Genomic DNA, 26765 nt, shown 5'->3' with positions numbered 1-26765 from the left:
TTTGTGTACTTCTTTCCCTTTAACTATAGGCCGCTCGACATTTGCTAGCAATGCTTACATCATACCATATTTCATAGATTCATCGAGCGATGGAATAGGACTTTCGATATAAATTAGTGAATTGTAATCGTTTTTGTTTTGCTCGCCCAATCTACTTTCTGCCCCAATTGCTCCGATATGACGCGAACCGGGACATACACGCTGCCTTTGATAACGATAGGCGCGACGGCGATCGGCTGACGAACTCCATTTACCGTCATATTCTCGCTTCCAACCCACAATTCGAGCATTCGATCGCCGCGTAATACGGTAACTCTCTTAGTTTTGTTGTTCCATACTACCTGCGCGCCAAGAGAATCCGCAACGAATCTCAAAGGGAGATAATTCGTGTTCGTTCCCTTCTGGACGAAGGGCGCTCCCGGTAATTTAACCTTCACTCCATCGACCGTCGCTTGCGTCTTCCCGACCGTCATGACGATTGTCGGATGCTCTACTTCGATAGCCCCCGAAGGGTATTGCAGTGCAAGATTATCGAAAGCCAATTGGCCAACTACCGCACGTTCATCCTGATCCGCTTCCTGATTGACGATATAAAGCTTGTTAAGCTTAGCCGGAAGTTTAAGTCCTGTTGCCGCCAAATCTACCCGGAAGCTTTTCCAGCCCGACCAATCGATCTGATCCGCGATCGTGGCGTATGCGGCTTTCCCGTTAGCGTCTATGAATTCCGCTCTCAGCCAGTGCATGCTTTGGTCACCCAACACATCCAGCGTAAGCGCGCTTGGAGTTCCGTTCATGGCGATCCCATTGCCATCATTAAGAATGGCGTTCGCATACTTCTTACCGGTTCCCATCGTAAAATCATAATCCATGGCGAGCACCTTGGATGTTTCCCTTCCGGGCATGCCCGTCGCGATGTAAGAAGTGCCGACCGTTTCTACCGGAGTGCCGCTGAAGCCTACGTTATAGGATACGTTCTCGAAGTTCTCCAGCGATTGTTCCGTGCTCGGAGACAGAACGGCTACCGCTCCGTAGCCATCGTATCTCGCTATGGCGTAACCGACCGCGAGATTGTTCTGGACTTTATTGACGGTTATCTTGCCATCGCTGGACGTTGCCGTGAATCCACGGAATTCCCACGTGACCGACGATGCCGGAACCGATAACAGACGACCGTCCGTTAACTGCGCTTTCACCGGCATGTTGATGACGGTACCCGGCTTTAATACTGTCGAGTTGGGCTCGACGAGCAACTTCGCGACCTGAGCCTCGCCGATGACCTCGATCGGGATTGCGTCCGATGCGCTTCCCGATTTGACGCTAAGCATAGCCGTCCCCGGTTTGGAGGCTATGAACGTGCTTCCCGCGAATGCTCCCAGCGGCTTATCGAGACGCCACGCGGGCTTTAAGCCGTTGGGATCAATCGGATTGTAATAAGTATCGTAAGCCTTCAGCGAGTATGTCGCCTCTTGGCCCATGAACAGAGTTTTTATGCCGCTGGCTACGATGCCCTTGAGTGAGCCTTGAGGTGCAGTCGTATAAATACCGATACCATTTGCAACATGCCGCTGAGTCGTCCCGTAAAAAGTCGGATGCGTCAACTGGACCTGGAAATCCCCAAGCGGACGGGATACCATTGTCGTCGAGCCGCCCCCGTCAAGGTTGACCGCTTTCCAAGCGCCGATCTCGACCAACATCTGTTGCAGCTCTTTGAGCGTCACGCCCTCGCGGCCGCCGTTCTCCTCCACGGTCAGAAGGTAGGCCGTTTCTCCGTCCTTCGAGTATCCGACAGCCGTGCGAGCGCGATCCGCGCTGCCGCTTACGCCGCTAATATCTCTGGAGAAAGGAGCAGCAGCTCCATTGTCCAATAGAAGCGTATGTCCGCTCACCATCATTTTGAAGCTAGCCGGATCGTACGTTTCCCCGCTGCTTAGCGATTGAAGGGAATAATCCGCTTGGAGCTTGTCGCCTACCACGAGATGCGTTTTGATGAAATCCGCAGCTGTTTTCTCCCCGTGACCGCGCAGGATGTACCCGTTCGCAGGGATTGGAGTCGTTATGGGTTGGCCTGCCGATATTTCCGTGACAATACCGTCTACGATTAACGCTTCCGTCGGTGTCGTTGCGCTTGCTGCCGGACGTTCCGGGGCGGTCCATGCACTTGTATACATATAGAGCTTGTCTACATGGCTGTAAGCTTTGTCCGGTTCCGTACGGTAAGCGGATTTGTTTAGTCCCGTTAGTGCAAACGAGGTTCCGTCTGCGGCAGTAACCGTACCCGAGAATACGAATCTATCAATAATCGGTTGACGGTCATTCGTTACTCCAAACGCATACATGCCTTGCAGTTGTTCCGTGCTAACGAGTAATTGACCGGAAGTGATATGCGCTCCCATCGGAACACCTTCGCTGCCGCTACCCGTACGGAACACGTCTCCGTTAATGCCGGCAATCGCGCCGGTTTCCCTAGCCATCGCGCCAACGGACTGCCTAGCCGTAACACTACCTTTTGGCCCGCCCATCGCATCTAACTGCACGTACGGGTTCTTGAGATCGACTTGCAGTACATAAAGCACTTCAGTTGGTTTCGTCGCATCGGACGGTACCCATGCATAAGTCAATTGGCGTACGCCGGACGTGACGATAGATTCGGATTGTTTTACAAGCTTGTAAGTAACTGCCGCCTTTTCCGTGATGGATGCAGCATAAGTAGAAGGGATGATTCCTGTGTTAGTAGAAGCGGTAAATACAAGTACTCCGGCGAGAAACGGCAGAATGAAGCGTGAACGCTTGTGTCTAGATTGAGATGTAATTTGCAGCATTTGATTCTCCTGTAAGTCTATTAGAATTGGGAAGAGGCGTCGCAGCCTACTATTGTCCCTACTCTATTAGACTCATGAACAGGCGAAAAGTTACACACTATACGAAAATGTCAGGAAATATTAATAGAATTGCATGGACTCGGGCATAGAAAAAAGCGGCAGAGTTCGCCGCTTCCCACTTGTTACACTATTTAAGCTCATCCCGCTCCCGCTTGGTCAACTTACCCCATGCTAGCTGGTAGGACTGCTCCATCATAGCCAGGACCTCGCTGCCGGGAACGGAGCCGTCCAGCACGACCGTGTTCCAATGCTTCTTGTTCATATGATAACCAGGAAGCACGGAGCTAGGGTACTGCTGCCGAAGCAGCCAAGCTTCTTCCGGCTCCGCCTTCAGATTAACGCTCTCGTGATCCCCCGTCCTACCGAATAAGGCGAACATCTTGCTCCCCACGAACAACACGGGCAAGTCCGGATCGAATGGATACTTTAAGCTCACGGCCCGCCACTTCAACCCTTGCGCAATCAGTTCTTTGTGGCTCATAGGAAATCCACGTACTCCAAGAATCGTTTGATCATGATGGCCGCTTCCGCTCTCGTTGCGTTGCTTTGGGGATTGATCGTCTGAGTCGTTGAACCCTTGATGAAACCCGCGTTCACGCTGATCGCGACTCCATCCAATGCCCACTTGCTTATCTTGCTCTTATCCTTGAAGTTACTCAAACCCGCACTCGAGGAGTTAGATTGAACGCCAACGTAGTTCATAGCGCGCACAAGCATCGTGGCCATTTCTTCGCGGGTTACGGCAGCATTAGGGCGGAACTTACCATCCGAGCCCCCTTCTACGATCCCAGCCTTACTTACCGCGCCAATATAAGCAGCCGAGGTATTAGTCGAAGACACATCCGTGTATCTGGAAGCCGTTGTACGGTCTCCGTCCAATCCGATCCCTCGGGCAATGAATTCCGCGAAATCGGCTCTCGTAATACTTTTACCCGGAGCAAAGGTCTTAATCGTATATCCGCTTACGACGAATTTGGAAGCTAACAACAATACGTCATTGCTGGCCCAGTGATTATCCATGTCGGTAAAAGCGGCGCTTTTCCTAACGACCGCATAAGAGCTATTCCCTCTGCGTAAAAAGTTAATTCTAGTCTTGCCGCCGCCGTTCTCGATCACCGTTGGAACGTAAGATAGCTCGTTGGTCGCCGTATCCAAGCGGATAACCGATAGGTTATTCGTAGAACTATTCACAGTTGGCAATACGAAAGTTCTCTTGACGTATTGATCGAAGCTGTCTATCGGTTTAGCATTGCTTCCCGTTAATATACCGGCAGAGAAGTCAGCCGGAGTTGCAAGCGACTGGGCACCACTGATATTCAAAGCCGATACAACTGGTGCATTAGGATTCTTTTCAATGCTTAACTGAAGGTAAGACGAAGTCGTATTTCCTCCGGCCAAGTACAACTCTTTACTGTAATTGATCGCCGTAAGAGGGATTTCGAATTGCAAATCTCCATAATCCACGCGGAATGAAGCATTAGATGCCCTAGAAGAAGCGTCCATGATAGCGCTAATCGGGATCGCTACCAATGCTCCCGGCTCCGTGGAAGGAACTTTGAAAGTAATCCTCGGAACGCTAATTCCGCTGCTAGATCTAAATACATCAAAAGCGGCAAGAAACTTGGCTCCATCCAAAGTATAGCGGGTTACGGATTTACCTGAAGGCGTAGATCCTATTGCCGTCGTAGAAGATTTGGAATTAACGAACTGAAGCCCTCCGGTGCCATCCGCTTCAAGGTACTCCGGAATGTTGTCTATCGTCGAAGATTGGTTGGTAACCGCTGTTTCCGTGATTGCCGGAACTGGTTGATTCAATTGATCCTTTAACGGAACTCCGGCAGCCATATAACTCAGGAGGACGACCTGGTTAGATTTAACGGGAGTCGCTAGCGTCAGCTTAACCTGAGTTCCCGTTACGTTAACGGAGCTGATGCTGGAATGAACGCCGTCTACTTTGACAAAATATTGCGAAGCGTATGGCAAGGATGTCGTGTTGAGCGGCGCGCTATAGGTTAGCGTAAGCTCGCTTGATTTGATAACCGCGGAGGAGAGGACAGCCGGGATCGCGTTTCCTGCAACGATCTGATAGCTATTAATAGCCCCTGCAGCGTTGCCGGCTAAATCCTTGATGCCTTGGCTGGTCGGAATATAAGAAACATAAAGGATCGCGGCAGCTTCTATCGCCTGTGTCATCGTCAGTTCAACTGCGTTATTCATAACCGCCACAGACGAGATAGCGGCAGTCACGCCGCCCTTGATAACCGAGAAGCTAGATTTTAATGGAACCGAAGACAGATTTAACCCCTCATTGAACGTTAGGGTAATCTTCGTTCCCAATGCCGTTGCCGAGGCTAGAGTCGGCGGGATCGAATCGTTGGTATTCTGCACGAAGAAGTCGGCGAATCCCGTCACCGCGTTACCGCTTAAATCCCTTAGAGGAGCAGCTCCCGGGGTATAGTTCACACTTACCGATTGAATGTTTACTCCGCTCGAAGGCAGGCTGAGCGTAACCGTGGTACCGCTAACCGAAATTGCGCTTACTCCCTGCGCTGCCCCGTTCAGTTTCACGACAAACTGGGATGCAGCGCCAGAGGAAATCGCTGCAAGAGACTTATTGAACGTCAGAGTGAGCGTCGTACCGGTAAGAAGTCCGCTAACCGGGCGGGCAAGGGTCGTATCGGAAGTGTTGGTTACGTCCTTCGCAGTTAATGCCGCCGCTGTATTTCCGGATAAATCCTGAAGCAAGCGAAGCGGGTCGGAATCCCTTGTATAGGAAACCTTAACGCTCTGGCCAACTGCTACCCCTGATTGCAGCGTTAATCTAACATTCTTGCCGCTAATGACAATCCCGTTCACTTGCCTTGGCACATCATTCACCGTTACATAGAAGTTCGACGGATGCGGAACGATTGCTTCATCCAAATCTTCGTTATAAGTCAAGACTACCGCGCTGCCATCCATCGCCGCACTAGAGAACACGGGCGCAACGGAATCGGAACCGATTGTCTGGAATGTCCAACGGTAATCATTAAGTATACCCGGGAACGGGTTCAATGCCACATCCATGATCGCATTGCTAGGAACACGCACAACGTACGTAGAGGCTGTCGCTAGTCCCGCAGTTGTTAATGTGACTCTACGGGGATTCGAGATATCTACAGCAAGCGTAGCCGGAATACCCGTTCCAAGCGCACCCGATACCATCGGATATAACGTTGCATCGATACCCGGATTCAACTGAACCGGCTCGTCGAACAGCATGGATAGTACAGCGTTTGTTTTTACGCTGTTCGTTCCCGTAGCAGGCGTAGTGCTAAGCAATTCCGGGATAGTGGAATCCGATGTGATCTTGAACCACCATGTCGAATAGTCATTCGGGAGGATACCCGCGTATGGATTACCAGACATGTCCGTTATTGCCAAGCTACCTATCTGAACCGCATAAGAAGTATTTTTGACAAAATTACCACATGAACCGTATGCCGACGGAGTAATCGTAATCGTATCCGTCCCTCCACCCGTCACCGAGCTATGGGTAACGGGAATCGAACAGAATACGCCCGTCGTTGCTATGTTTCGAATGACGATCGTTCCGCTGCCCGGTTTGACGGGTTCATTAAATTTAATGCTTAGTCCGCCATTAACAGGGGCCGACGTACTTGCATTTGCGGGAGTTAAGGCCGTTGCAAGCGGTGCGATATTATCTGCACCCGCAATCGTCGTGAAGTTCCAAGACACCGCATCTACGATACCCTCGTAAGAATTAACCCCCGTATCTTTAAGCACGCCTGGATCCATCATAATGTAATAGCCTGTGTTTGCGAGCAATACGCTATTAAAGGCGATACTTATTGTCGTTGTTCCGCTCCCAGTAATCCTGGCAGCATCGCTTGTTATCGCCATATTAAGCGTCTCTACCGTTTCATTCGTAAGTACCTTTTTCAGATAAATGTTGCCATTGGATCCCATAAGCATAGCGGACCCGAATGTCATGGAAGCCGTGAAGGCGCCCGTGTTCACATTCATGCTATTGTCTGCCGGAACCGATGCATTCAGCACGATTGGCGATGTAGTGGTGGAGAAACTCCAAACTGGAGACGGGTACCCATTTCCAACAACGTCCACGAAAGCCGTACTATCTATCTGTACCTGATAGGATTTCCCTGATACTAATCGAATCGGAGGCTGAATGGTGATTACCGTTTTTCCGCTGCCATCCACGATACCGCTTCCTGTAACAGCTGGAGATAGAACGGAAATTAATTGCGTATCTCCCGTATCGTTACGTACGATCCGAATATTACCCGCGGATGCCAAGACCTTCTCGTCGAACGCGATCTTCAAAGCATCCGTAGAAGCAGCAGTCCCTCCGTTAACAGGAGACAAAGCAGCCGTTGGCGCAGTAGTATCGCTTGGTATAACCCCGAAATTCCACGCTGTCGCGCTGTTGATCCCGCCAAATCCTTCGCCTGAACCATTCACGAACGTGTTAGGACTGATCTCAACATAGTAATTCTGTCCAGCTGCAAGCGAGCTTGCAGGATCGATCAAGATGGTACTTGAGCTAGTCGGGTCAATCGTGATATAAGGGCTGCTAATGACATCATAGCTAGCAACAGCGGCATTGGTGTTAGAGTTCTTGATATACACCATGCCACCGCTGCCTTTTAGTATGTTTTCATCGAATCTTATTTTAAGTTTAGCGTTCGCCGGAACTGTCGCGTCGTTATCCGTCGGATAAGTCGACACTGTCAACGGCCCCCCAGGTGCCGCAAAAGATGCCCCGGCAACCCAAAGTTGGGCGAATAGTGCAAGAATGAGAGCGAGTGAAAGAATTCGTTTAAGCTGCAAAAGAAAATACCTCCCGATGAACACACGTAGTAACTTATATTTCGGCGAACAGACCTTAGAAATTAAGGGGCTTGCTTCCTAATCTATGGGATTATTTTCTCTGTTTAAATAAAAACAAGACCCCTGCGTAAGGTTTCCCATTACGGTAAGGGCCTTGTTCAACACTTAATTAAGGGGCAGCAGTTAACGTTACCCATACGATGTGACCATTCCAAGCCTGTATTTTATATTTCCCCGGTACCAGGTTAGCTGTGTTAAATTCAATAATATCGTTAAGATTCGCCTCAGGTACAATCGCCTTTAATCCTCTTCCATCCGCAACTTCATCTTCATAAGCATCAATGCCGCCCCACGTATTTTCCAAAACAAAATAGACGGTAGTCTCCATGTTGACCTTAAACTTTAACACCGTGCCGGCAGGAACGGTTAGGGAATTGTTCGTAACGACAGGATCGATCATCTCGACTTTAACAAAAGAGTTTTTGAGTTGACTGATGAACTCCATATTCTGATATTCGCCATCCAAGGTTTCTACATTGTCTGCGAGAAGCTTGAACTGAAAGCTTTTCCCTAGATATCCGTTGGCAGGCTTGATCACGAGCTTATTCCGCACAATCGTGAGTTGATCCTCATCGATCATAGGAGAAAAACCCGTGCTTCCATAGGTAGACAGCGTTACAGAAGTTTTCAAGTCTTTTCCTTCTACTAATTTAAGGTCTCTATTAAACTCAATTTCGAAGTATTCTTTTTCCGTACCGTAATGAACAAATGAAGTCTGACTTAACGCCACAGATTCACCATCAAGAATCGTAATTTCCCGTCCGTATGAGAACTTCCCATTCGCGTCGATAATGACGATCCGATAATAATAGTAATAGTCGAATCCAGTTAAGGACATTGGAGTTCGAACATTAGCCTGCACTTCCACCTTCTTGGCTTGTCCTGCTTGAACAGCAGCTTCTATCAGGGTTACATCATCATTAATACTCCCCCGTAGAATATAGGCCGTGCCGTTACGCGGACTCGTAACATATACCGTTTGACTTACTGAGAACACTTCGTCATTCAAACCAAAGGTGTACCAAGTTCCTCCGTCATATGGCTGGTGCAGATCTCCGTTGTTTTCTTCGTTACCGTCGTTATTTTCTCCGCTATTATTATTTCCATTAGATGGGGATGGTGCTTGCGGAGCCGTGATCGTTCCCGCAGGCTTGTCCAATCCTCCAATATTAACCGAAACATCTTTAGGCACATTCTCTCCCGTAACGACTTTCTGAGGAGCTTGCTCCATCGATATCCCCGTACTGTTGATCGTAGCATTCTGAATCGTACCCTTGCCGATCAGGCTTGCCGCTGCATTTAAAATCAGATTCAGGATCGAAGCTTCTTTGCTCGTATCGATTGTCGTCCCCGTCGCCGTGGAGCCCAAATTCAAGTTATCCACGGATCCTTGCGGGATCTGAACCAGCAAGCTTTTTGCTTCGATATTTACCGTATCGAAATGTCCGGCCAAGATCACGCGCGATTTCTCCGGCAACGCACTATCCAGGTTCACGCGGTTGATATCCGCATTCCCTTCCGTCTCCACGTTCGCGCCTGTTTGAAGCGTTACTTCTTGGATAACGCTGGTACCTTTGGCAACCAAGCGAACCGTACCGTCTAACTTGTTAACGATAACCGTCACCATGACGACATTCTCTAAATGTATGCTGTGTTCGCCGCCGCCGTAGACGAATGTCTTACCTCGGACGGTAACATTTTTGAGATATACATCTCCATCGCCTACGCCTTTGCCAATAATGAGATCGCCGGCAATATCGAGATTCTGAAGAGAAACTCCCGGTTTATCAATAATGACGCTGCCTTTAACAGCTTCCGTCCCATCCTCCGGACCGAAGGTTCCTTGCTCTCCGTACCAAGTACCGTAAAGATTAAATGCGCGGTTCAAGATACTGATCGCTTCTGCACGAGTTAAGGCTTTAGCAGGCTGGAAGGTACCGTCGACATACCCTTTCATTAAACCTTCTTTCACTAAAGCACCGACGGAGCTTTTAGCCCATGTGGCTACATCCGTAGAATCCTTTAAGGAAAGACCCTCGCTGCCTTGAAGCGACAACAATTGGGCAATCGTTACCGCAGCCTCTTGACGGGTAATCGGTTTCTTCGGATTAAAATTACCTTCTGCGTTGCCTTTCATATATCCCGCTGACACGCTTACTTGTATATCCTTGTAGAACCAGTCCGAAGAAAGAACATCCGAAAATGAAATGTCTTTAACGGATTGATATTGGAAAATTCGGTTGATCAGCGCCGCCCACTCGCCGCGAGTGATTTCCCGCTCCGGTTGAAACTGGCCGGACGTGCCTTTAACGACACCTCTATTGCCCCAAAGGTCGATATCCGTTTTCGCCCAATGCTTGGACACGTCAGAGAATGGAGCGGATTGTTGCTGTTCCACGTCCATCGCATTTTCCGCCGCCGCAACGCCAGAGAACAGGGTCGTGAATAAAACCAGAGTTGCTAATCCTACGCTAAATAGTTTTCTCAATTCCGCTTACCTCCTGAAATTTATTAGTAAAGGGAAATTTTCCCTCCCCGTTCCTACGAAAATACCATATAAATCGACAAACTTCTATACCTTTAGACATATTTAAAGAATGCAAAAAGACCTAAACACCAATTGGGTTTAGGTCTTCGCTATTATTTAGATGAGTTGAACTTATGCCTGAGCGCCTTGTTTAAGGGCTTCTACTCTGTCCAGACGCTCCCACGGAAGATCAACGTCCGTGCGGCCGAAGTGGCCGTAAGCAGCTGTCTGGCGGTAGATCGGACGACGCAGATCAAGCATCTTGATGATGCCTGCCGGACGAAGGTCGAAGTTGTTGACGATCAGTTCAACAAGCTTCTCTTCTTCAACCTTACCCGTTCCGTAAGTATCTACGTTGATGGATACCGGGCTAGCTACGCCGATCGCGTAAGCCAATTGGATTTCGCATTTGTCAGCTAAACCAGCAGCTACGATATTCTTCGCTACGTAACGAGCCGCATAAGCTGCGGAACGGTCAACCTTCGTTGGATCCTTACCGGAGAAAGCGCCGCCGCCGTGACGTGCATATCCACCGTAAGTATCTACGATGATCTTACGACCAGTCAATCCGGCATCTCCTTGAGGTCCACCAATAACGAAACGGCCCGTCGGGTTGATGAAGAATTTGGTATCGGCATCCAGCCATTCGGAAGAAACTTCCGGATAGATGACGTGCTCGCGAATATCGTTTTGGATTTGCTCCAGCGTAATATCCTCGGAATGTTGCGTCGATATAACGATTGTATCCACGCGAACCGGCTTACCGTCTTCGTATTGAACCGTTACTTGAGTCTTGCCGTCCGGACGCAAGTAGTCAAGCTTACCGTTCTTACGCACCTCGGACAAGCGACGAGACAAACGATGAGCTAGAGCAATCGGGAGAGGCATGAACTCAGGTGTCTCGTTCGATGCGAAACCGAACATCAATCCTTGGTCGCCTGCACCGATATCTTCGTTCTCTTGTTGAATATCTTTGCCGTCACGGCTCTCAAGAGCAGCGTTAACGCCTTGCGCGATGTCCGCTGACTGTTCGTTAAGGGAAGTCAACACAGCGCACGTGCTGGAGTCGAAGCCGTACTTAGCACGGGTATACCCGATTTCCTTAATCGTGCGACGCGCAATCGCGGAGATATCGACATAATCCGCTTTACTGCTGATTTCACCGATAACAAGTACAAGTCCAGTTGCTACCGATACTTCGCATGCTACGCGGGCATAAGGGTCCGCTTCCAAGAACGCGTCCAAAACCGCGTCCGATATTTGATCGCATATTTTATCCGGATGGCCCTCAGTGACCGATTCGGATGTGAAGAGATGCCGTCCTTTAATCGACAAAGTCTCCAACCTCCACATATAAAAATCAGCCTATTCCCATTGGAAAAGGCTGTTAAGATAAACCTTCGATAAATAATAATACCGGAATTGTCGAGGGGTGTCAATGTACGGCAGCCTACCCACCAAGCTATATAATTGTTTGCTGCGCTTGGCTAACCAACCTTTTGGTAATGCCTCCGCCTAGAGCCCCTGTTTCCCTGGAAGTCAGATCTCCATAATATTGTTTCCCATAATTAGAGGATGATATGCTACCAAGCTCACCGGCAAATTCCGTATCGAATCCCTCGCCGCTGAAACCGCTAATCGGTACACCGAGTTCCGCAGCAATCTCAAATTTCATCTGCTTCAGTGCGTTTGCGCATTCCGGTACAATCAGCTTATTTCTTCTCGCCATAGTATGAAGAGCCTCCTTGAATTGTGATGGACCTAGTATGTGCCGGGTCACCCTAATCAAGGCGTATTACATTTTGGGACTTTGGGGAAAATGTAGGAGACATCAGCCGACATTGGATTGTTTAATTCAGCTATTTCACTTTCACGTCGAATTGGTAAAGAGCCATTCCTCAGCCCATAAAAATGCTGTGAGGAATGGCTCTCCAATTCGTAAATCATGTAATTAGATAAACTCTACGTAGGACAGGAAATGCGAAAGCATTACTGCAGCTTGCGCACGATTCGCAGTCTCTTCACCTGACAGTTCACCCTTAGAACCGCTAATAATACCTGCTTTTACTGCTACAGCCATATCAGCTTTTGCCCATCCTAATTCGCTTTTGTCAACAAAGGCGCCAAGCGCTTCATTAACTTCGGCATCGGTTAGAGAAAGCTTCTTGCCCGCTATTTGCAGCGCACGCGACAGCATTGAAGCGAATTCACTCCGGGTAGCGATTGCTTCCGGTTTGAATTGACCGTCTTTGTAACCTTTGATGATGCCTGCTTCGAATGCGGCATTGACTGATTCAGCGTACCATGCATCCGCAGCGACATCCGTCAAACCTGTTGCACTGACTGAAGACTTCAGGGCTAATGCACGAGTGATTAACGACGCAGCTTCCGCGCGAGTGATGTTACCTGACGGATCAAACTTACCGTTCGAACCTTCGACGATAAGTTTGTTAGCAAGTAACTCCACGTCCGCTTTAGCCCAATGCCCATTCAAGTCGGAGAACGTTACTTCGGATTCCAATACCGCATAAATGGAGTTCGAACGGCTCAGCATTATCGCTTCGCCATCTTTGAACACCGTCGGGATAAATTTCACCTTATTGGTGATTGGATCGAATAGTACGCCAACGGTTTTTGACGGGTTGATCGTCCCGCTCAGTTTCAATACGCGCTTGACGTATTGCCCGAAGTTGGAGATCGTTACGGACTTGCCGTCATTGCCCTCTACCTTAATCACAAATTCTACTGGCACACCCAGCAATTTCTTGCCAAGTGCTTTGGCGGAGTTTTCAAGGGAGGACTTGTCTCCGTTAGAAACATCCTTGATCTGTACGATTAGCTTCAAATCAGCTGCCGGGGTACCGAGTTCTTCCGCTAATTTGTCAAACGACAAAAGAGATACTGGAAGTTCGTAGTTGCCGAGAGTCGAAGAGAACGTGATCGTCGAACCCGCCTCTGCTTTAATCAGATCGGAAACGTTGATCAAAGCTTGTCCATCCTTTAGTTCCACTGCTACATTGCCTTTCAGTGGTGGCTTCTCCTCAACAGGAACCCCACCGCCTCCACCATAACTGCTAGTGAAGTTATAAGGCCCCGACTCTGATCCTCCGAAACGGTACAAAAGATCATCGTTAGTGTTGGCATTCACGATATGGTGGAAAAAGTAACGGTACGAACTAGTAGTGTACGTATCATTGTAAACCGTACCATATACATCGGTATACACTCCATGGTATACGCTGTCTACGACGGAATACGCATTAGACGTCACATTATCTACGAATCCGTTGTTGCCGTAAGCTTGAATGGTCACTGCATTTCCGAGATTGTGATCGGAATAGACCCAACCCGTTACGCCATCAGATGATTTCGTGACTCCCTTGAACTCCGTTGCGGCATAAGCTGCAATAGAAACGAGAAGCGACAAAGCCATAGTCAAGCTTACCAGTAAAGAAACTTTGCGGATCATTCTATTTATCATTGATTTCACCTCCTCTCTCTAACTGGAATATCCTTCTTGTATGAAAGCAAGTAATTCCTTCATCATTGGCCCACCATCAGGATCCGCTTTTCTTAGTTGTTTCACCGCATCCGGCGAGTTTCCTTGGGAAAACAAAACGGCTTCATACCATCGATTCGCGTTTAGCTCGTCTCGTGTCTTGGGAATTTGACTTACGAAGGGTTTCAATATTTTCTCCGCTGTAGCCCAATCATGGAGCATGGCATAGATTTGTCCGAGAGCCAACATGGATTTTTCCGCTAACTTGAACGGTAGACCTTTGGCTTGGCCCATCGGCAATTGGGAAAGCTTGTTCTTCTGCTTGTCAAAGCGATTGAAGATATCAACAGCAGAATGAAAATATTGTTCCGCTTTTGCCAAGTTATGTTCCTGTTTAGCAATAAAACCTTTTGTAAAGTAACCCAGGATCGCCTGATCGTAAAGAATTGTGTTCCACGGATAGACATCTAAGTTGTTCATAACGAGCTCTTGAGCTTCGTCAATGCGATTCTGTACCTTATATAAGGCTAATTCTGCTTCGATTAAAGTAATATTCTGTTTCTCGAAGAGTTTAATTTGTCCCAATGTCTTTACAGATTCTTCCAAATAAACTTCGTCAGGCTGCCCATCGTGGCGCATAAGCAATGCCATTACTTTAAACGCTGAATATTCTGGGTGATCTTTAGCGTGTTTTATCGCATCGTCGATCCAAGAAAAAGTAACGGATTCCGGCTTCTTTTGCAGCATCGCATTCTGCGCCGCATTAAAAGACGAGTGGCTTTGTATCAGATTCACGGATTGGTATAGGAGAAAGATAGCAAAGAGCAGATGGGCAATCGGCTTCGCAGCATTGGAAATTAACCTAACAGGAACTGGCTTGATCTTCGCAGAAGCTTGCCTTCCAATAGTGCTTACCATCCCCATGACTATAAACAACATACATATCAGATAACCAAAATTCATATTGAAATCAATGGCCGAAGTCATTATTAATACAGCCAAAATGATAATCATTACACCATATTCCGGACTCAATCGGCTCCTATTACGAAACACTCGTATCAATATCCAAACAAGTAAGAGCACAAACGATAAGATTCCGAACATCCCGGTCTCAACAAGAGTCTGGAAAATAAAGCTATGCGCCAAGATGCTTGCGTAGGGATTTGATTGATAAGTATATACCAATGTTTTCCAAGCGCTGCCTCCATAGCCGAATATCGGCTGATGTTGCCACATCTTAATCGAATCCCGGTAAAATGCGAATCTCTCAAGCATACTGTTTTCTTTTCCGTTGATTTTAAGTAACCGCTGCTCCAAGAGATCAGGGAGGAAAGAAATCCAATGAGGTTTTAAGACTAGAATTAAAACGCCAACTGTTGCCGTAAGAACAAAGATCGAAGGGATAATCCACCGATCTCTCGGCTCCCGTTTGCCCAAGTCGTACATCCAATCCGAGATCGAACGGATAATAAGTGTAGCTAGAGCCGCGTACACGATAGCGGAACCAAAAAGTATCGCCCACCCACGTAAACTCGACGACACATCCATGCTCATCTGCAGAGGGCCTCCGATCGTGACCATTAGTCTTGACAGAGGGATTGCCATTATCAAAGCCGATAATCCAAGGCAGCTTAATACCAACTGTTTACGAAAGGGCAATAATAGCAACGTGACTACCAGAACAGGAAAAGCCACGATAAATGCCCCCCTTGAGAGAGACATCACGAACGAGATTATCGTGGGAACTAACAGGAAAGTAACTGCCATTAGTAACCACTTGTTCCGATAGTTCACCCCGAGATAGAGACATAAGCAAATCATTACTAGAGCAAGTGCTCCATAAGCATTTGGATATTGAAAAACGGAGGCGAAACGAAAATCTCCCCATAATGCATCTAAATAGTGGAGATTACCAAACAAATTGGCGTACCCGAAGAATAAAATGAGAGTACCTGAGAGCAGAAACAATCCAATCATCCAATGGATCTTATTAGACAACTTTCTAGCGAGCAAATATACTGCTGTAAGACATAAATAGAAATAGAAATATGTTCGACCGGAATACGAAGAGGGACCGTCGAAAGAAGCTATATAGTATCCTATAGGCAATAACCAGACGATTATCGCTAACGGATCTTGTTGTATCCGATTGTTCCTATCTATCCATGAGGCTGCGGCAAGACAAGCAAACAACATGCCTCCCAGTAAGAAAATCTGGAACAGCCCGCCTTCGAAATTCGCGTTTCCTCCGTAGAACATTCCCTGGTTAAAAGGCATAATCAGGAGAATATAACCAACAATAGTCCAAGCGGCTCCCATAGGAAATAACCGAAGAGAGGATCTGGATGCAAATGCAGCTCGTTTTAGCTCCTTGAGAACTAACTTTGTTGTCACAATAGGGTGCCTACTCTCAACGTTGTCTCCTAGCAATATATCATTAGTCCCATTTTTTTCATAGGTATTTTTTGACATATAAGTTTACTTAATACTGAATAAAGCCGATTTATAGATAAATTTGTCGTATTAGCGAATCATAAAAACCACCGGCAAATATCGTGAAATGCTACAGAGGAGGGATGGCGTTATAGAAAGATTACAGAAGGAAGTATCGAAAAAGTGGAGTAGCCATATTCGAGGACGTGAACTTACAGAAAGTCTCTAGTTCAACTTATACAGTATGTACCGGACCTTCACGTTCAAGGCTTATTACATTATGGGGATATGGGGAAAATGTAACAGTGACGACATATCTCTTCGCTACAGACCTAGCTACTTCGTATACGTGAATGTATAATCTTCCTCTTGCGCCATGATTTTGGCAACAAATGAATAAGAGCTGGCCAACTGCCTGCAAGTACTTTGGGATCTCGAAGGAGGAGATATCCATTCATGGCAGCTTCGTAAGCAAGCAAGAGAGGTAACTTTAGCCACCATGAAAGATCGAAAATCTCATTCTTAACCATCATCAAATACCTGTTCTGATAAGAATGTCTTCGTATCTTAATGTTAATTTGTTTTCGGCTGTTATGGGATCCCCACTGGCGAACATGGAGGCCTTTGGCCGATGGCTCATACCAGGAATTCCACCCAAGTAACCGAGCTCGCCAAGCGACATCAACGTCTTCTTTATATGCGAAAAAATCCTCATCGAAAAACTGCCCTTCGATAGAGGCTTGGTTTATCATTTTCATGGAATATATGGCAGCAGCGCCTGATACTCCAAACACTTCGGATGGCTCAGAAAAATCAGAAGCTAATCTACCCGCTCCTCTTTCCACCGCTTTCCGTGCCCAGTTCATTTCTAATCCTGCTGAATCGATCTGTTGCGGGGAATCCGTTAGAGTCAAACAACCTGAGGCACTACCCGCTTTCGGATGTCTTTCCATACAGGCAACGAGATGTGCAACATAATTCGGATCCAGAACCACGTCTGGGTTTAACACTAGGACATACTCGGAATCTTTAGCCAATAAGATAGCCTGATTCTGAGCTGCAGCAAATCCTTTGTTTTCGTTATTTGCTATCAATCGTACATCGTAACCATTTTTCGTAATTGTTTCTACGGTATCATCCGACGATGCATTGTCGATAATAATGATTTCTAGCCGAGACCATATTTGGCTTATAACACCTTCTAAACAGTCCTTCATATACTTGGCGCTGTTGTAGGTTACTATGCAAATTGTTACTCGTGGCTGATCTTCCATCCGGTTCATATACTCATTTCCTTCAAGAAGGCTCTTAATCCTTCACGCCATGGCCTTAGATCCTGCAATCCATTCTGGCGAATAGCTGAATGATCCAGCACCGAATAGGCTGGTCGTGGAGCTGGACGTGGAAATTGCTCGGTCGTGCACGGCTCTACTTGCATGGATAACCCGCTCTCTTGGAATATCGCTTGAGCAAACTCGTACCAAGTGCAGGTTCCCGTATTTGAAGCGTGATAGATACCGTAAGCCTCCGTCTGTACTAGCTCGATGAGAAAACGGCCCAAATCGTAAGTATATGTAGGAGAGCCGACTTGATCATGAACAACGGATATAGAATCCCGCTCAGTCGCAAGTTTCATCATAGTTTTCACAAAATTATTGCCGTAATTACCGTATACCCATGACGTTCTCACGATAAAATAACGATGACCAATCGACTGGAGAAGTACTTCTCCTGCCCGTTTGGATTTACCGTAGACGGATTGAGGATTCGTATTGTCGTATTCGTTGTAAGGCTGTGACGCCGTTCCGTCGAACACATAGTCAGTGCTTAGGTAACAAAGCTTAGCACCAATCTCGTTAGCTGCAAGGGTAAGATTGCGGGTTCCGATCGCGTTCACGCGATAAGCTTCGTCTGAGTCAGACTCTGCTTTATCAACGGCAGTGTATGCACCTGTATGGATAATGGCGTCCGGACGCACCGCAGCAACCGTTTCGCGGCACTGGGACAAGCTTGTAAAATCAAGATGCTCCCGGCCATAACCGATTATATTTACACTGTCATTACCAAGTCTGACCAACTCTTGCCCTAGTTGACCGTTAGCTCCGGTTACTAACAAAGTAATCTTACCCTCGAACATCTGTTACCCTCCCAACCGTTCCCCATACTGTGTTTCATAATATTGTTGATAGGCTCCAGAACGGACTTGTTCCATCCACTCCAGGTTGTTCAAGTACCAGCGAATCGTTTCTCGAATTCCGGATTCATAATTGTGCTTTGGGTTCCAACCCAATTCATTTCGGATTTTTGTAGCATCGATTGCATATCGACGATCATGACCTAGACGATCCTGAACATAGGTGATTAGCGACTCGGGTTTATTCAGCTCATTAAGGATCGTTTTTACAACTTGGATATTGTTACGCTCGTTGTTGCCTCCGATATTATACGCTTCACCTGGACGGCCTTTTCTAACGACAAGATCGATCGCACTGCAATGATCATCGACATATAGCCAATCCCTGATATTCAGACCATCGCCGTATACAGGAAGTTGCTTGTCGGATAAGGCATTCTGGATCATGAGCGGAATTAGTTTCTCAGGAAACTGATAAGGTCCATAATTGTTAGAGCATCTGGTAATATTTATGTCGAGGCCGAAAGTCTCATGGTAAGCACGCACAAGCAAGTCCGCACCAGCTTTGCTAGCGGAATAGGGGCTATTCGGCTGCAAAGGAGTTTCTTCCGTGAAGAGACCAGTGTCCCCCAATGTACCATACACCTCATCGGTGGATACTTGAACATACTTAGCCACATTGTACTGTTTGGTCAGATCCAGTAAAGTCTGCGTACCCATGATATTTGTGCGAACGAAGACATCTGGTTCTAAGATACTTCTATCCACATGAGACTCTGCCGCAAAGTTTACGACTACGTCTATTCCTTCTTGGAATAGCGGTTCCAGAGCCATACGGTCCGTAATATCAACTTTAACGAATTTGTAGTTTGGATTCGAGTCCACCGTACTCAGGTTCTCCAAGTTACCCGCATACGTAAGAGAATCTATGTTAATAATCTGATCCTGGGGATGTTCCTTAAGAATATAATGCACAAAGTTGCTGCCTATGAAGCCGGCACCGCCCGTAACGAGTAGTTTCATTCTATTTTCACCCTTTATATACGAAATTGATTTCCGCATCGGCTAGTAACGGAAGTTTGGAATCTTTGTCAGAGAGAATAGGTTGAAGTAATGGCCAATCAATGCCGAGTACGGGGTCATTCCAAGCTATTCCTCGATCTTTATCCGGCGAATAGAATTCATCTACTTTATACAGCACTTCTGTTTGCGGAACTAATGTGCAGAAGCCGTGAGCAAACCCCTGCGGCACGAACAATTGGCGCTTGTTTGAGGAAGATAGAATAAACCCTTCCCACTGTCCGAACGTAGGTGATCCCTGCCTGATATCGACTACAACATCGTAAATAGCACCTGCAGCTACCCGCACTAGCTTGGATTGAGCCTTCGGATTCAACTGATAATGAAGCCCTCTTAGAACTCCCGCTTCCGCAGACAAGGAATGGTTGTCCTGTATAAATACACATTCAATGCCATGCTCAGAGAACTGACGAGAACTATAAGATTCCATGAAAAACCCTCGATGATCCCCGAATACTGTTGAGTCAATTAATATCACACCTGGTAATTTAGTAGTCGTAACCTTCATTTTATTACTCCTATCTACATGTTACAGTTTCAATTTGCCGAAATCTTCCCCGAAAATCAGGTCTTTCGCCAGCTCGTTCGCATGAGTAAGCGAGGCGTGTGTCCCCGCGTCCGTCCACCAGCCTTGCAGAATGTCATACTTTAACTGTCCAGCAGCGATATACGCATTGTTTACATCCGTTATTTCTAACTCTCCACGTCCAGATGGCTTCAATGTCTTAATGATTTCAAACACATTGTCATCAAACATGTATATGCCAGTAACCGCATAGTGACTCTTCGGATGACTAGGTTTCTCCTCAATAGATACGATTTGGTCACCTCGAAGTTCAGGCACTCCGTATCTCTTCGGATCGGGTACTTCTTGAATAAGGATCTTAGCCCCTTGGCCTTGTTGAGAGAAGCTCTCCACATAGAGAGCAATGCTATCGGAGAAAACATTATCACCCAAGATGACAACCATAGAATCGTTCCCAACAAAATGCTCGGCTAATCCCAAAGCTTGCGCAATACCTCCAGCCTCGTCCTGTACTTTGTATGTAAACGTAACGCCCATCTCGCGCCCGCTTCCGAGCAGATTGACGACATCTCCCATGTGGTCTTTACCTGTGACGATTAAGATGTCCGTAATGCTTGCTTCTTTCAATTTAGCTACCGAGTGGAAGATCATTGGGTATTTGCCTACGGGCAGCAAGTGCTTGTTGGTTACTTTGGTTAACGGGAACAAACGCGATCCGGTTCCTCCGGCTAGAATAATGCCTTTCATGTGGACACTCCTTATTATTTGCTAGGATTGTATTTTCCGAGAAATAGATTCTTTTGGATTTTAAGTATTAGGATATCCCCTCGTAATGGGCTTATTTTCTTTGGAATCTTTTATAGTGGGTAAGCACGACTTACAGAATTTTCAATTACTTTGGATTCTTTTTTCGGAACAATATATGATAAATGCAAGAACTTATAGGTATCAAATACCTCACTAAATCGTGGATTGCCTTGTTTTAATCCATATGACTATTAATTAAATAGTTTCTTAAGCTTCATACAACTTTTTTCAGCAGAATACTTCACAGTATAAATTGCCAACAATATTTCAATCAACAAATAGTTAGGAAGGTTTTTTTTATTAAATTTGACTTTTTGCACCGATTTTATTTTTCTAAACCCTGATAAAAGCCCCTCAACATAAGCGGCACGGTACCCTTTTCGCAAAAAGTATAAATATTTAATGCTTACACCAATTAATAAATATGGGGAATTAATCAAGATCTGCAATAACGGCATATTCTTATAAATTAGGAGAATATTATTCTGTGCTGACTGTTTGACTTTGAAGTTACTATATCCACCTCCTGTGCTTGCACTCCCGATATGATATATCAAGGCTGTAGAACAATACATATTTTTGTATCCCTCAATAGTAGCCCTATATCCGATATCTACATCCTCTAAGTAAGCAAAGAAAGTCTCATCGAAATATCCGATAATTTCGAGAATGCTTTTACGATAAACTGCTGCACCTGCACAACTGCTAAATATTTTTCTGTTTTTATTGAATTTGTCTATCGATTTACCGTGTCCCTCCTGGAATGCCCAACCAACTAAGCTATAAAAATCACCAGCATCATCAATTTTACTTTTATCATGATATTGAATCATTTTACTTGCACACGAAAATATATTCTCGTCGGATTTAATTAACTTTACCAACTGTTGCAACCAACTTGGAGTAGCGACTGTATCTGAATTCAATAATACTACATACTCTCCAGTAGCTCGACGAATTCCATCATTAACTGCTTTACAAAATCCTAAATTGGTTTCGTTACATATTATCGTGACTGGCATTTTAAAGCATAATTTAAAGTTCTCAATAATGCTCAAGCTATTATCTGAGGATGCATTATCTACTATAATCACTTCAAAATCTTTATATATCTGAATTGCCAAAGAATCAAGACATTCTTTAAGAAATGCTTCTCCATTATAATTAGGAATGATAACTGTAGTTTCAATCATGTAACACCAATACTTGAATCAATGAATTTTCTAAGCCCATTTGCAAAATTATAATACACTTCATATCCTAATTCTCTTTGAGCCTTTGTAATGTCAAGCACGTTATGTGAAACATCAATTGATCTTTCACCAATGTAGTTAATTATAGCTCTTTCACCCAAAACCGATTGAATTTCATTAATTATTTCATTCAAGGACGTGCCAACTCCTGTAGCAATGTTAAATACTGGTACACAATCCTTTTTCACCTTGTAATAAAGTGCCTGATAGATTGCTCTGATTACATCCGATATTTCAACATAGTCACGTGTAGTCTCTCCATCTCCATAAATCGAAATAGGGACTTTATTAATAATATTTGAATAAAACACTGATATTGCACCTACTTTTTTAGCAGGATCTTGCCCCACGCCATATGGATTAGCAACTCTTAATATTACATTCTCCATTCCATATACTTCGTTGTACATTAAACAAATTTTTTCAATTGTCAACTTTGCTATACCATAATTATTAATTGGATTTGTATTGGATTCTTCAATTAACTTTGTTTCTTTACTTGTACCGTAGACTGTACCGCCTGAAGAAATAAATATGACTTTTTTAATATCTAATTTTCTGCAAGCTTCTAATATCTCTATTGTTTTAATGACATCTACTTGGTACGGCGCTAAGAAATCTGACATGGATGATGCTGGGGAGACCGTACTAATCAAGTGAATTACGGCATCTTGCCCCATTAAGAGCACTTCAAAATCTTTTTGTTGAGAGAGCTCCCCCTGTATATAATGAATCCCATCAAACACTTTTGAATTTCCTCGTCCATATACTGTAACATTCAACTCATTTTCCAATAGGAATCTGGCTAGATTGGTTCCAATAAACCCTCCCCCACCTAATAAAAATACATTCTTCACCTACAAAACCTCCAATAATCAAAATAATTCAAAGTATTTTTTCGCGAAAACTTCCATGTCAAACTGCTTAAACAATAACTGTGTATTTTTCTTATATTGTTTGAACTCAACTTTATTGCTTATCATTGTCTCCATTGCATCATGGAGGACGTTAGTATCTACTACCCTATCACTATTTAATTCGATTAATATACCTGCATTATCATTTTCAGAATTCGTTATCATGTTCTTTATATCACCAATGTTTGTTGCAATAACAGGCTTATTATAGGCAAGGTATTCAATAATTGTATTAGGTAGACTTTCCGAAACGTAATAGCTTGGTAAAATACCTACATCAAAAGCTTTTACCCAGCCAATCCATTCAGAGGGTTCAGTAAATTCAGTTACAAAATGAATGTATGGAACAGCTTTATATTTTTCTTTCAACGCAAGAGAGTATGTGCTTTTTCCTACAAGAATAAGATGAATATTGGGATGTCTTTCATACAGCGTCATGCATGCTTGGATACTTTCTTCCCAACCCTTCTCTTTAATTGCCCTTGATACTAATCCGAAGATAAAGTCCCCATTCTTAATTCCAATATCTGGTGTTCTCTTAGTCGAAATTAGTTGTTTTTCATAGCCATAGTAAATTTGATGAAATTTCTCAGGTTCAATATTTCTAACTTTTTCCTCGAAAATTCTTTTGTTCTTGCTCGCAGCATAGACAATATGATTAGATCTTTCAAACATAGGATTAACTAAATTGTTAAATTCAACATCAATGTCTGTTTGATCTAGCATTGCTTCGTAACAACCATGCATGGAGATAACCCAACGAACCTTTGGATTATCACAAACAGCCTTATACGTAATTTTGTCTGACCACCATATGTGAGAGTTAACGACATCAATATCATATTGCGCTATATATCCAGCAAGTTCAACAGGAGATCCAGTACTTATAAGAATCTTTACTTTATTTGAAATCATACTGATCAGCTGCCGATCTGTTTGCCAAGGCCTAGCATTATAGATGTATACGTTTTGATAGTTCGAGAAGAAGTTAGCCAGCCGAACCACGAGCATTTGTCCGCCACCAACTTCAAAATCTGGAGCAACAAATATAATGTTTTTATTACTTTCAAGATAATTTATCTCGCTACTTTTAGTAACGACTGACTGTACCAGATTAGCAAATTTCTTAGCTAGTAAAGGATTATATAATATATTTTTTGATTCAAACCCCTTACAACCTAGCCTCTCATACTCAAGTTCGATTTGCTTCAAAAACTTTTCTCTCATATGGAAAGGGATTTGAAATGTGTTCGAAATAAACATTTTTATATCAATGAGTTCAGAGTACAGATCAGGAGATTGTTCTTTGCTGCTAATTATACTTTGAGTGTGTCTTCTATGAAAATTTAGAACATTAGGATTAAATCCAATTTTCCCTTCTTTTAATACATATACGTATGCGAACCAATCACCACAAATTTGATACTGATTTAATTGATCTTCAATACCACTTAAAGCTGATTTCCTAAACACCACGGCACTGGCATTAGGAATTGTATTTTTAATTCCCAAACCATCAACAATTTCATCTTGTCCTTTATTAATGTATGATTCTAACCATTTATGTTCGCTTAAGTCTTTAGTATATTCATTGTATGAGAATCCTACTTTATGTGAATATTCGTTAACGATCTCAGATTGAGCGTAAGCTAAATTTACGCTCTCATCACGAAAATAAGTAATCGTTTTTTCTAAGAAGTTATACTCACAAAAATCATCAGCTTCAGCTATCCAAACATAATCACCTTGTGCGGCATTTATACCTTTAATCCATTGTTTGAAACATCCGTTATTTTGTTGATTGCTGATTATTTTGTAAGGAATGTGAGTCTTAGATAAAATTTCATCAGCTAACTTCACGCTGTTATCCGTAGAGTTATCATCTAACAATATAATTTCGAAAGGTTCATAGGTTTGATTAATAATACTTACAATTCTCTCTTTTAAGTATTTTTCATAATTATAATTAGGGACAATTACCGATACTTTAAATGGTCTCTTTCTTAACACTTCTTTTTCTTCTTTATATAGAGTTAAGTCATCTCCATGTAATGCCAGCAAAGATTCAACATATTTTACATGGTTATAGGAGGCATCTATTAACTTCTTGCCCTCATTTATAACCTTTTTATATAATGATGGATTATTTAAGTAACGTAAAATCTCATCTGCCATATGATTAACATTAAGGTATGGAATACTGCTGACACCAATATTATTAAGTAGTTCTGGAACACCACCCGTATCTTGAAAGGCTAAGACAGGAGTGTAGTGACTCATAGCGTCAAGTACAACAGTAGGGAAAGGATCTTCTCTGGATGTTAGCAAGAAAAAATCGGCTGCCGCAAAATAAATCTGAGGGCTCTCATTATATCCGATTAAATGGAAATTATCTGAGATTCCTAATTTCTGTGCATCATGGACTAACCACTGAATCATTATGGGATCGCCATGTCCAATCCAAATAAAGTGATAATTCTTCAAATTCTTTTGATTACAAAATATATCCGCTACCTCTAAAAACTTATCCACACCTTTACGCATATCTGCGTAACCGCAACCCAAAATTATATTTGAGTCTTCGGACAGCCCCATTTCATTTAAGAGGTTTCCTTTAAGCTCCGATTTAGAAAAGCTAGTTAAAGATTTACTATATATGCCCTGTGACTGAGTAACCAACTTTATATCTGGGCATTCGAACTGTTCAATAAACTTTTCTCTTACAAAAGTATTAGGAAAAACGATCTTGTTAGCATATTCAATTATATTTTCTGCATTTTTAATAAAATCATAAGCTTTTATTGTTGTGGGAAGTTCATGAATTAATGTGATGTTTTTAATATTTGTTTTCTTTAAGCCCTCTGCTAGTGCACCTGATACAACCGTATTAGAGATTGCTTTATTTACGCCTCGATTGCGCAGCTCATGGAGTAAATCCATTACATTATCTTCATTTTCCAAATATGTCATAGAACTCTGGTTTAAGCAGTAGCAAGCCATAGCAAATCTACTAAATTCGCTTTCAAGAACACCGCTTTTCATAAGGATTACGTATACTTTTTTATTAAAATCCTGCGTTAGAGTTTTTACGATATTTAAAGCAAGCATAGGTGCCCCAACAGGTTGAGCATCGTGTGATATTACTAATATCGCATCCTTATCAATTGAATCCTGCACAGATCTTAGAATTGTAATATTATTCGTTCTATCGTCGAAATGCCTGATTTTTTCTCTCGTTTTTAGCAGAGTATTCTTTATTCCATACTGCCTAATTTCTTTGAAGAATTTCCGCACCAACAGCGGTTGGTTTTTACTAATTCGCTTAATTTTTTTATAATATTGTTTTGCTTTCTGAATTTGATATTCCAGTTTACTAATATGGATAAACTCAAGTTGATGAATTTGGAAACCATCTTTTGGTTTCAAAATAATTAGAATAGACTTTGATTTATTGCGTAACTTATAGAAAAACGCTGAATTGCTATGCTCAAATTTCAATAAAAAGGATTCGTTTCCGCTCTTTAAGTTAATATCTTCATTATTTGCACTACTTGTGATGTGGTAACAAAATTTAACAAATGTTGATTCCGTTGCAAGATCTAAAGAAATTTCAATTGGGTTATTTGAGTCCACTGCATAAAAGGCCTCATTGGTAAAATCATACTTTAGATTTGTTATGGAAGTCACTTTATAACTAGTAGATTTCCGTAATATATTTGATTTTATTTTGTTTTTAAGTAACAAATCGCTTATTTTCTGATTTACCAAACCACTTTGCACGAATCTCACCCTATCG

At 44.0% G+C, this 26765-nt stretch carries 16 protein-coding genes; all 16 read right to left on the bottom strand.

Annotation, left to right across the window (positions count from 1 at the left end):
* Positions 1–113: 113 nt before the first annotated feature.
* Positions 114–2819, bottom strand: a complete 2706-nt coding sequence (locus tag E2980_RS06445) for a phosphodiester glycosidase family protein (protein ID WP_135151320.1) — start codon at positions 2817–2819, stop codon at positions 114–116.
* A gap of 187 nt (positions 2820–3006) precedes the next feature.
* The gene (locus tag E2980_RS06440; protein WP_135151319.1) at positions 3007–3360 is read right to left on the bottom strand and encodes an MmcQ/YjbR family DNA-binding protein; all 354 of its coding nucleotides are present in this window, start codon (positions 3358–3360) and stop codon (positions 3007–3009) included.
* On the bottom strand, positions 3357–7628 hold the full coding sequence (locus tag E2980_RS06435) for an Ig-like domain-containing protein (RefSeq protein WP_135151318.1): 4272 nt from the start codon (positions 7626–7628) through the stop codon (positions 3357–3359). Before E2980_RS06435 ends, E2980_RS06440 begins: the two co-directional genes overlap by 4 nt.
* 271 nt (positions 7629–7899) lie before the next feature.
* Complete coding sequence (locus E2980_RS06430) at positions 7900–10278, bottom strand: S-layer homology domain-containing protein (protein ID WP_135151317.1); 2379 nt, start codon at positions 10276–10278, stop codon at positions 7900–7902.
* 171 nt (positions 10279–10449) lie between these two features.
* On the bottom strand, positions 10450–11652 hold the full coding sequence (metK, locus tag E2980_RS06425) for a methionine adenosyltransferase (protein WP_240702911.1): 1203 nt from the start codon (positions 11650–11652) through the stop codon (positions 10450–10452).
* Positions 11653–11779: 127 nt separating this feature from the next.
* Entirely contained in the window at positions 11780–12046 is a 267-nt protein-coding gene (locus E2980_RS06420; RefSeq protein WP_135151315.1) for an alpha/beta-type small acid-soluble spore protein, read from the bottom strand.
* Between the two features lie 222 nt (positions 12047–12268).
* On the bottom strand, positions 12269–13798 hold the full coding sequence (locus E2980_RS06415; RefSeq protein ID WP_135151314.1) for an S-layer homology domain-containing protein: 1530 nt from the start codon (positions 13796–13798) through the stop codon (positions 12269–12271).
* Between the two features lie 18 nt (positions 13799–13816).
* Complete coding sequence (locus E2980_RS06410; protein ID WP_338080634.1) at positions 13817–15373, bottom strand: O-antigen ligase family protein; 1557 nt, start codon at positions 15371–15373, stop codon at positions 13817–13819.
* 1211 nt (positions 15374–16584) lie between these two features.
* Positions 16585–17535 carry a glycosyltransferase family 2 protein gene (locus E2980_RS06405; RefSeq protein ID WP_135151312.1) on the bottom strand — a complete coding sequence of 317 codons (951 nt, stop codon included), beginning with the start codon at positions 17533–17535 and terminating at the stop codon, positions 16585–16587.
* Positions 17532–18374: a dTDP-4-dehydrorhamnose reductase gene (rfbD, locus tag E2980_RS06400; protein WP_135151394.1), complete on the bottom strand. Its 843-nt coding sequence runs from the start codon at positions 18372–18374 to the stop codon at positions 17532–17534. The genes E2980_RS06405 and rfbD overlap by 4 nt, the downstream gene beginning before the upstream one ends.
* Before the next feature lie 18 nt (positions 18375–18392).
* Complete coding sequence (gene rfbB / locus E2980_RS06395) at positions 18393–19409, bottom strand: dTDP-glucose 4,6-dehydratase (RefSeq protein WP_135151311.1); 1017 nt, start codon at positions 19407–19409, stop codon at positions 18393–18395.
* A 7-nt stretch (positions 19410–19416) separates the two neighbouring features.
* Complete coding sequence (gene rfbC, locus E2980_RS06390; protein WP_135151310.1) at positions 19417–19974, bottom strand: dTDP-4-dehydrorhamnose 3,5-epimerase; 558 nt, start codon at positions 19972–19974, stop codon at positions 19417–19419.
* 21 nt (positions 19975–19995) lie between these two features.
* Positions 19996–20739, bottom strand: a complete 744-nt coding sequence (locus tag E2980_RS06385) for a sugar phosphate nucleotidyltransferase (RefSeq protein ID WP_135151309.1) — start codon at positions 20737–20739, stop codon at positions 19996–19998.
* 251 nt (positions 20740–20990) lie between these two features.
* Positions 20991–21992 carry a glycosyltransferase family 2 protein gene (locus E2980_RS06380; protein WP_135151308.1) on the bottom strand — a complete coding sequence of 334 codons (1002 nt, stop codon included), beginning with the start codon at positions 21990–21992 and terminating at the stop codon, positions 20991–20993.
* Positions 21989–22909 carry an NAD-dependent epimerase/dehydratase family protein gene (locus tag E2980_RS06375; protein WP_135151307.1) on the bottom strand — a complete coding sequence of 307 codons (921 nt, stop codon included), beginning with the start codon at positions 22907–22909 and terminating at the stop codon, positions 21989–21991. The genes E2980_RS06380 and E2980_RS06375 overlap by 4 nt, the downstream gene beginning before the upstream one ends.
* 18 nt (positions 22910–22927) lie before the next feature.
* Positions 22928–26749, bottom strand: a complete 3822-nt coding sequence (locus tag E2980_RS06370; RefSeq protein WP_135151306.1) for a glycosyltransferase — start codon at positions 26747–26749, stop codon at positions 22928–22930.
* Positions 26750–26765: the final 16 nt, after the last annotated feature.

Source organism: Cohnella luojiensis (assembly GCF_004564235.1).
In the GTDB taxonomy this organism is placed as follows: Bacteria; Bacillota; Bacilli; order Paenibacillales; family Paenibacillaceae; genus Cohnella; species Cohnella luojiensis.
This window is presented reverse-complemented; position numbering and strand designations above follow the sequence as displayed.

What these genes read in the sequence shown, in the direction of transcription:
- E2980_RS06445 (WP_135151320.1), bottom strand. Translation starts at nt 2,819, where the DNA reads ATGCTGCAAATTACATCTCAATCTAGACACAAGCGTTCACGCTTCATT.
- E2980_RS06440 (WP_135151319.1), bottom strand. Translation starts at nt 3,360, where the DNA reads ATGAGCCACAAAGAACTGATTGCGCAAGGGTTGAAGTGGCGGGCCGTG.
- E2980_RS06420 (WP_135151315.1), bottom strand. Translation starts at nt 12,046, where the DNA reads ATGGCGAGAAGAAATAAGCTGATTGTACCGGAATGCGCAAACGCACTG.
- E2980_RS06415 (WP_135151314.1), bottom strand. Translation starts at nt 13,798, where the DNA reads ATGATAAATAGAATGATCCGCAAAGTTTCTTTACTGGTAAGCTTGACT.
- E2980_RS06410 (WP_338080634.1), bottom strand. Translation starts at nt 15,373, where the DNA reads ATGAGCATGGATGTGTCGTCGAGTTTACGTGGGTGGGCGATACTTTTT.
- E2980_RS06405 (WP_135151312.1), bottom strand. Translation starts at nt 17,535, where the DNA reads ATGAACCGGATGGAAGATCAGCCACGAGTAACAATTTGCATAGTAACC.
- rfbB (WP_135151311.1), bottom strand. Translation starts at nt 19,409, where the DNA reads ATGAAACTACTCGTTACGGGCGGTGCCGGCTTCATAGGCAGCAACTTT.
- rfbC (WP_135151310.1), bottom strand. Translation starts at nt 19,974, where the DNA reads ATGAAGGTTACGACTACTAAATTACCAGGTGTGATATTAATTGACTCA.
- E2980_RS06385 (WP_135151309.1), bottom strand. Translation starts at nt 20,739, where the DNA reads ATGAAAGGCATTATTCTAGCCGGAGGAACCGGATCGCGTTTGTTCCCG.
- E2980_RS06380 (WP_135151308.1), bottom strand. Translation starts at nt 21,992, where the DNA reads ATGATTGAAACTACAGTTATCATTCCTAATTATAATGGAGAAGCATTT.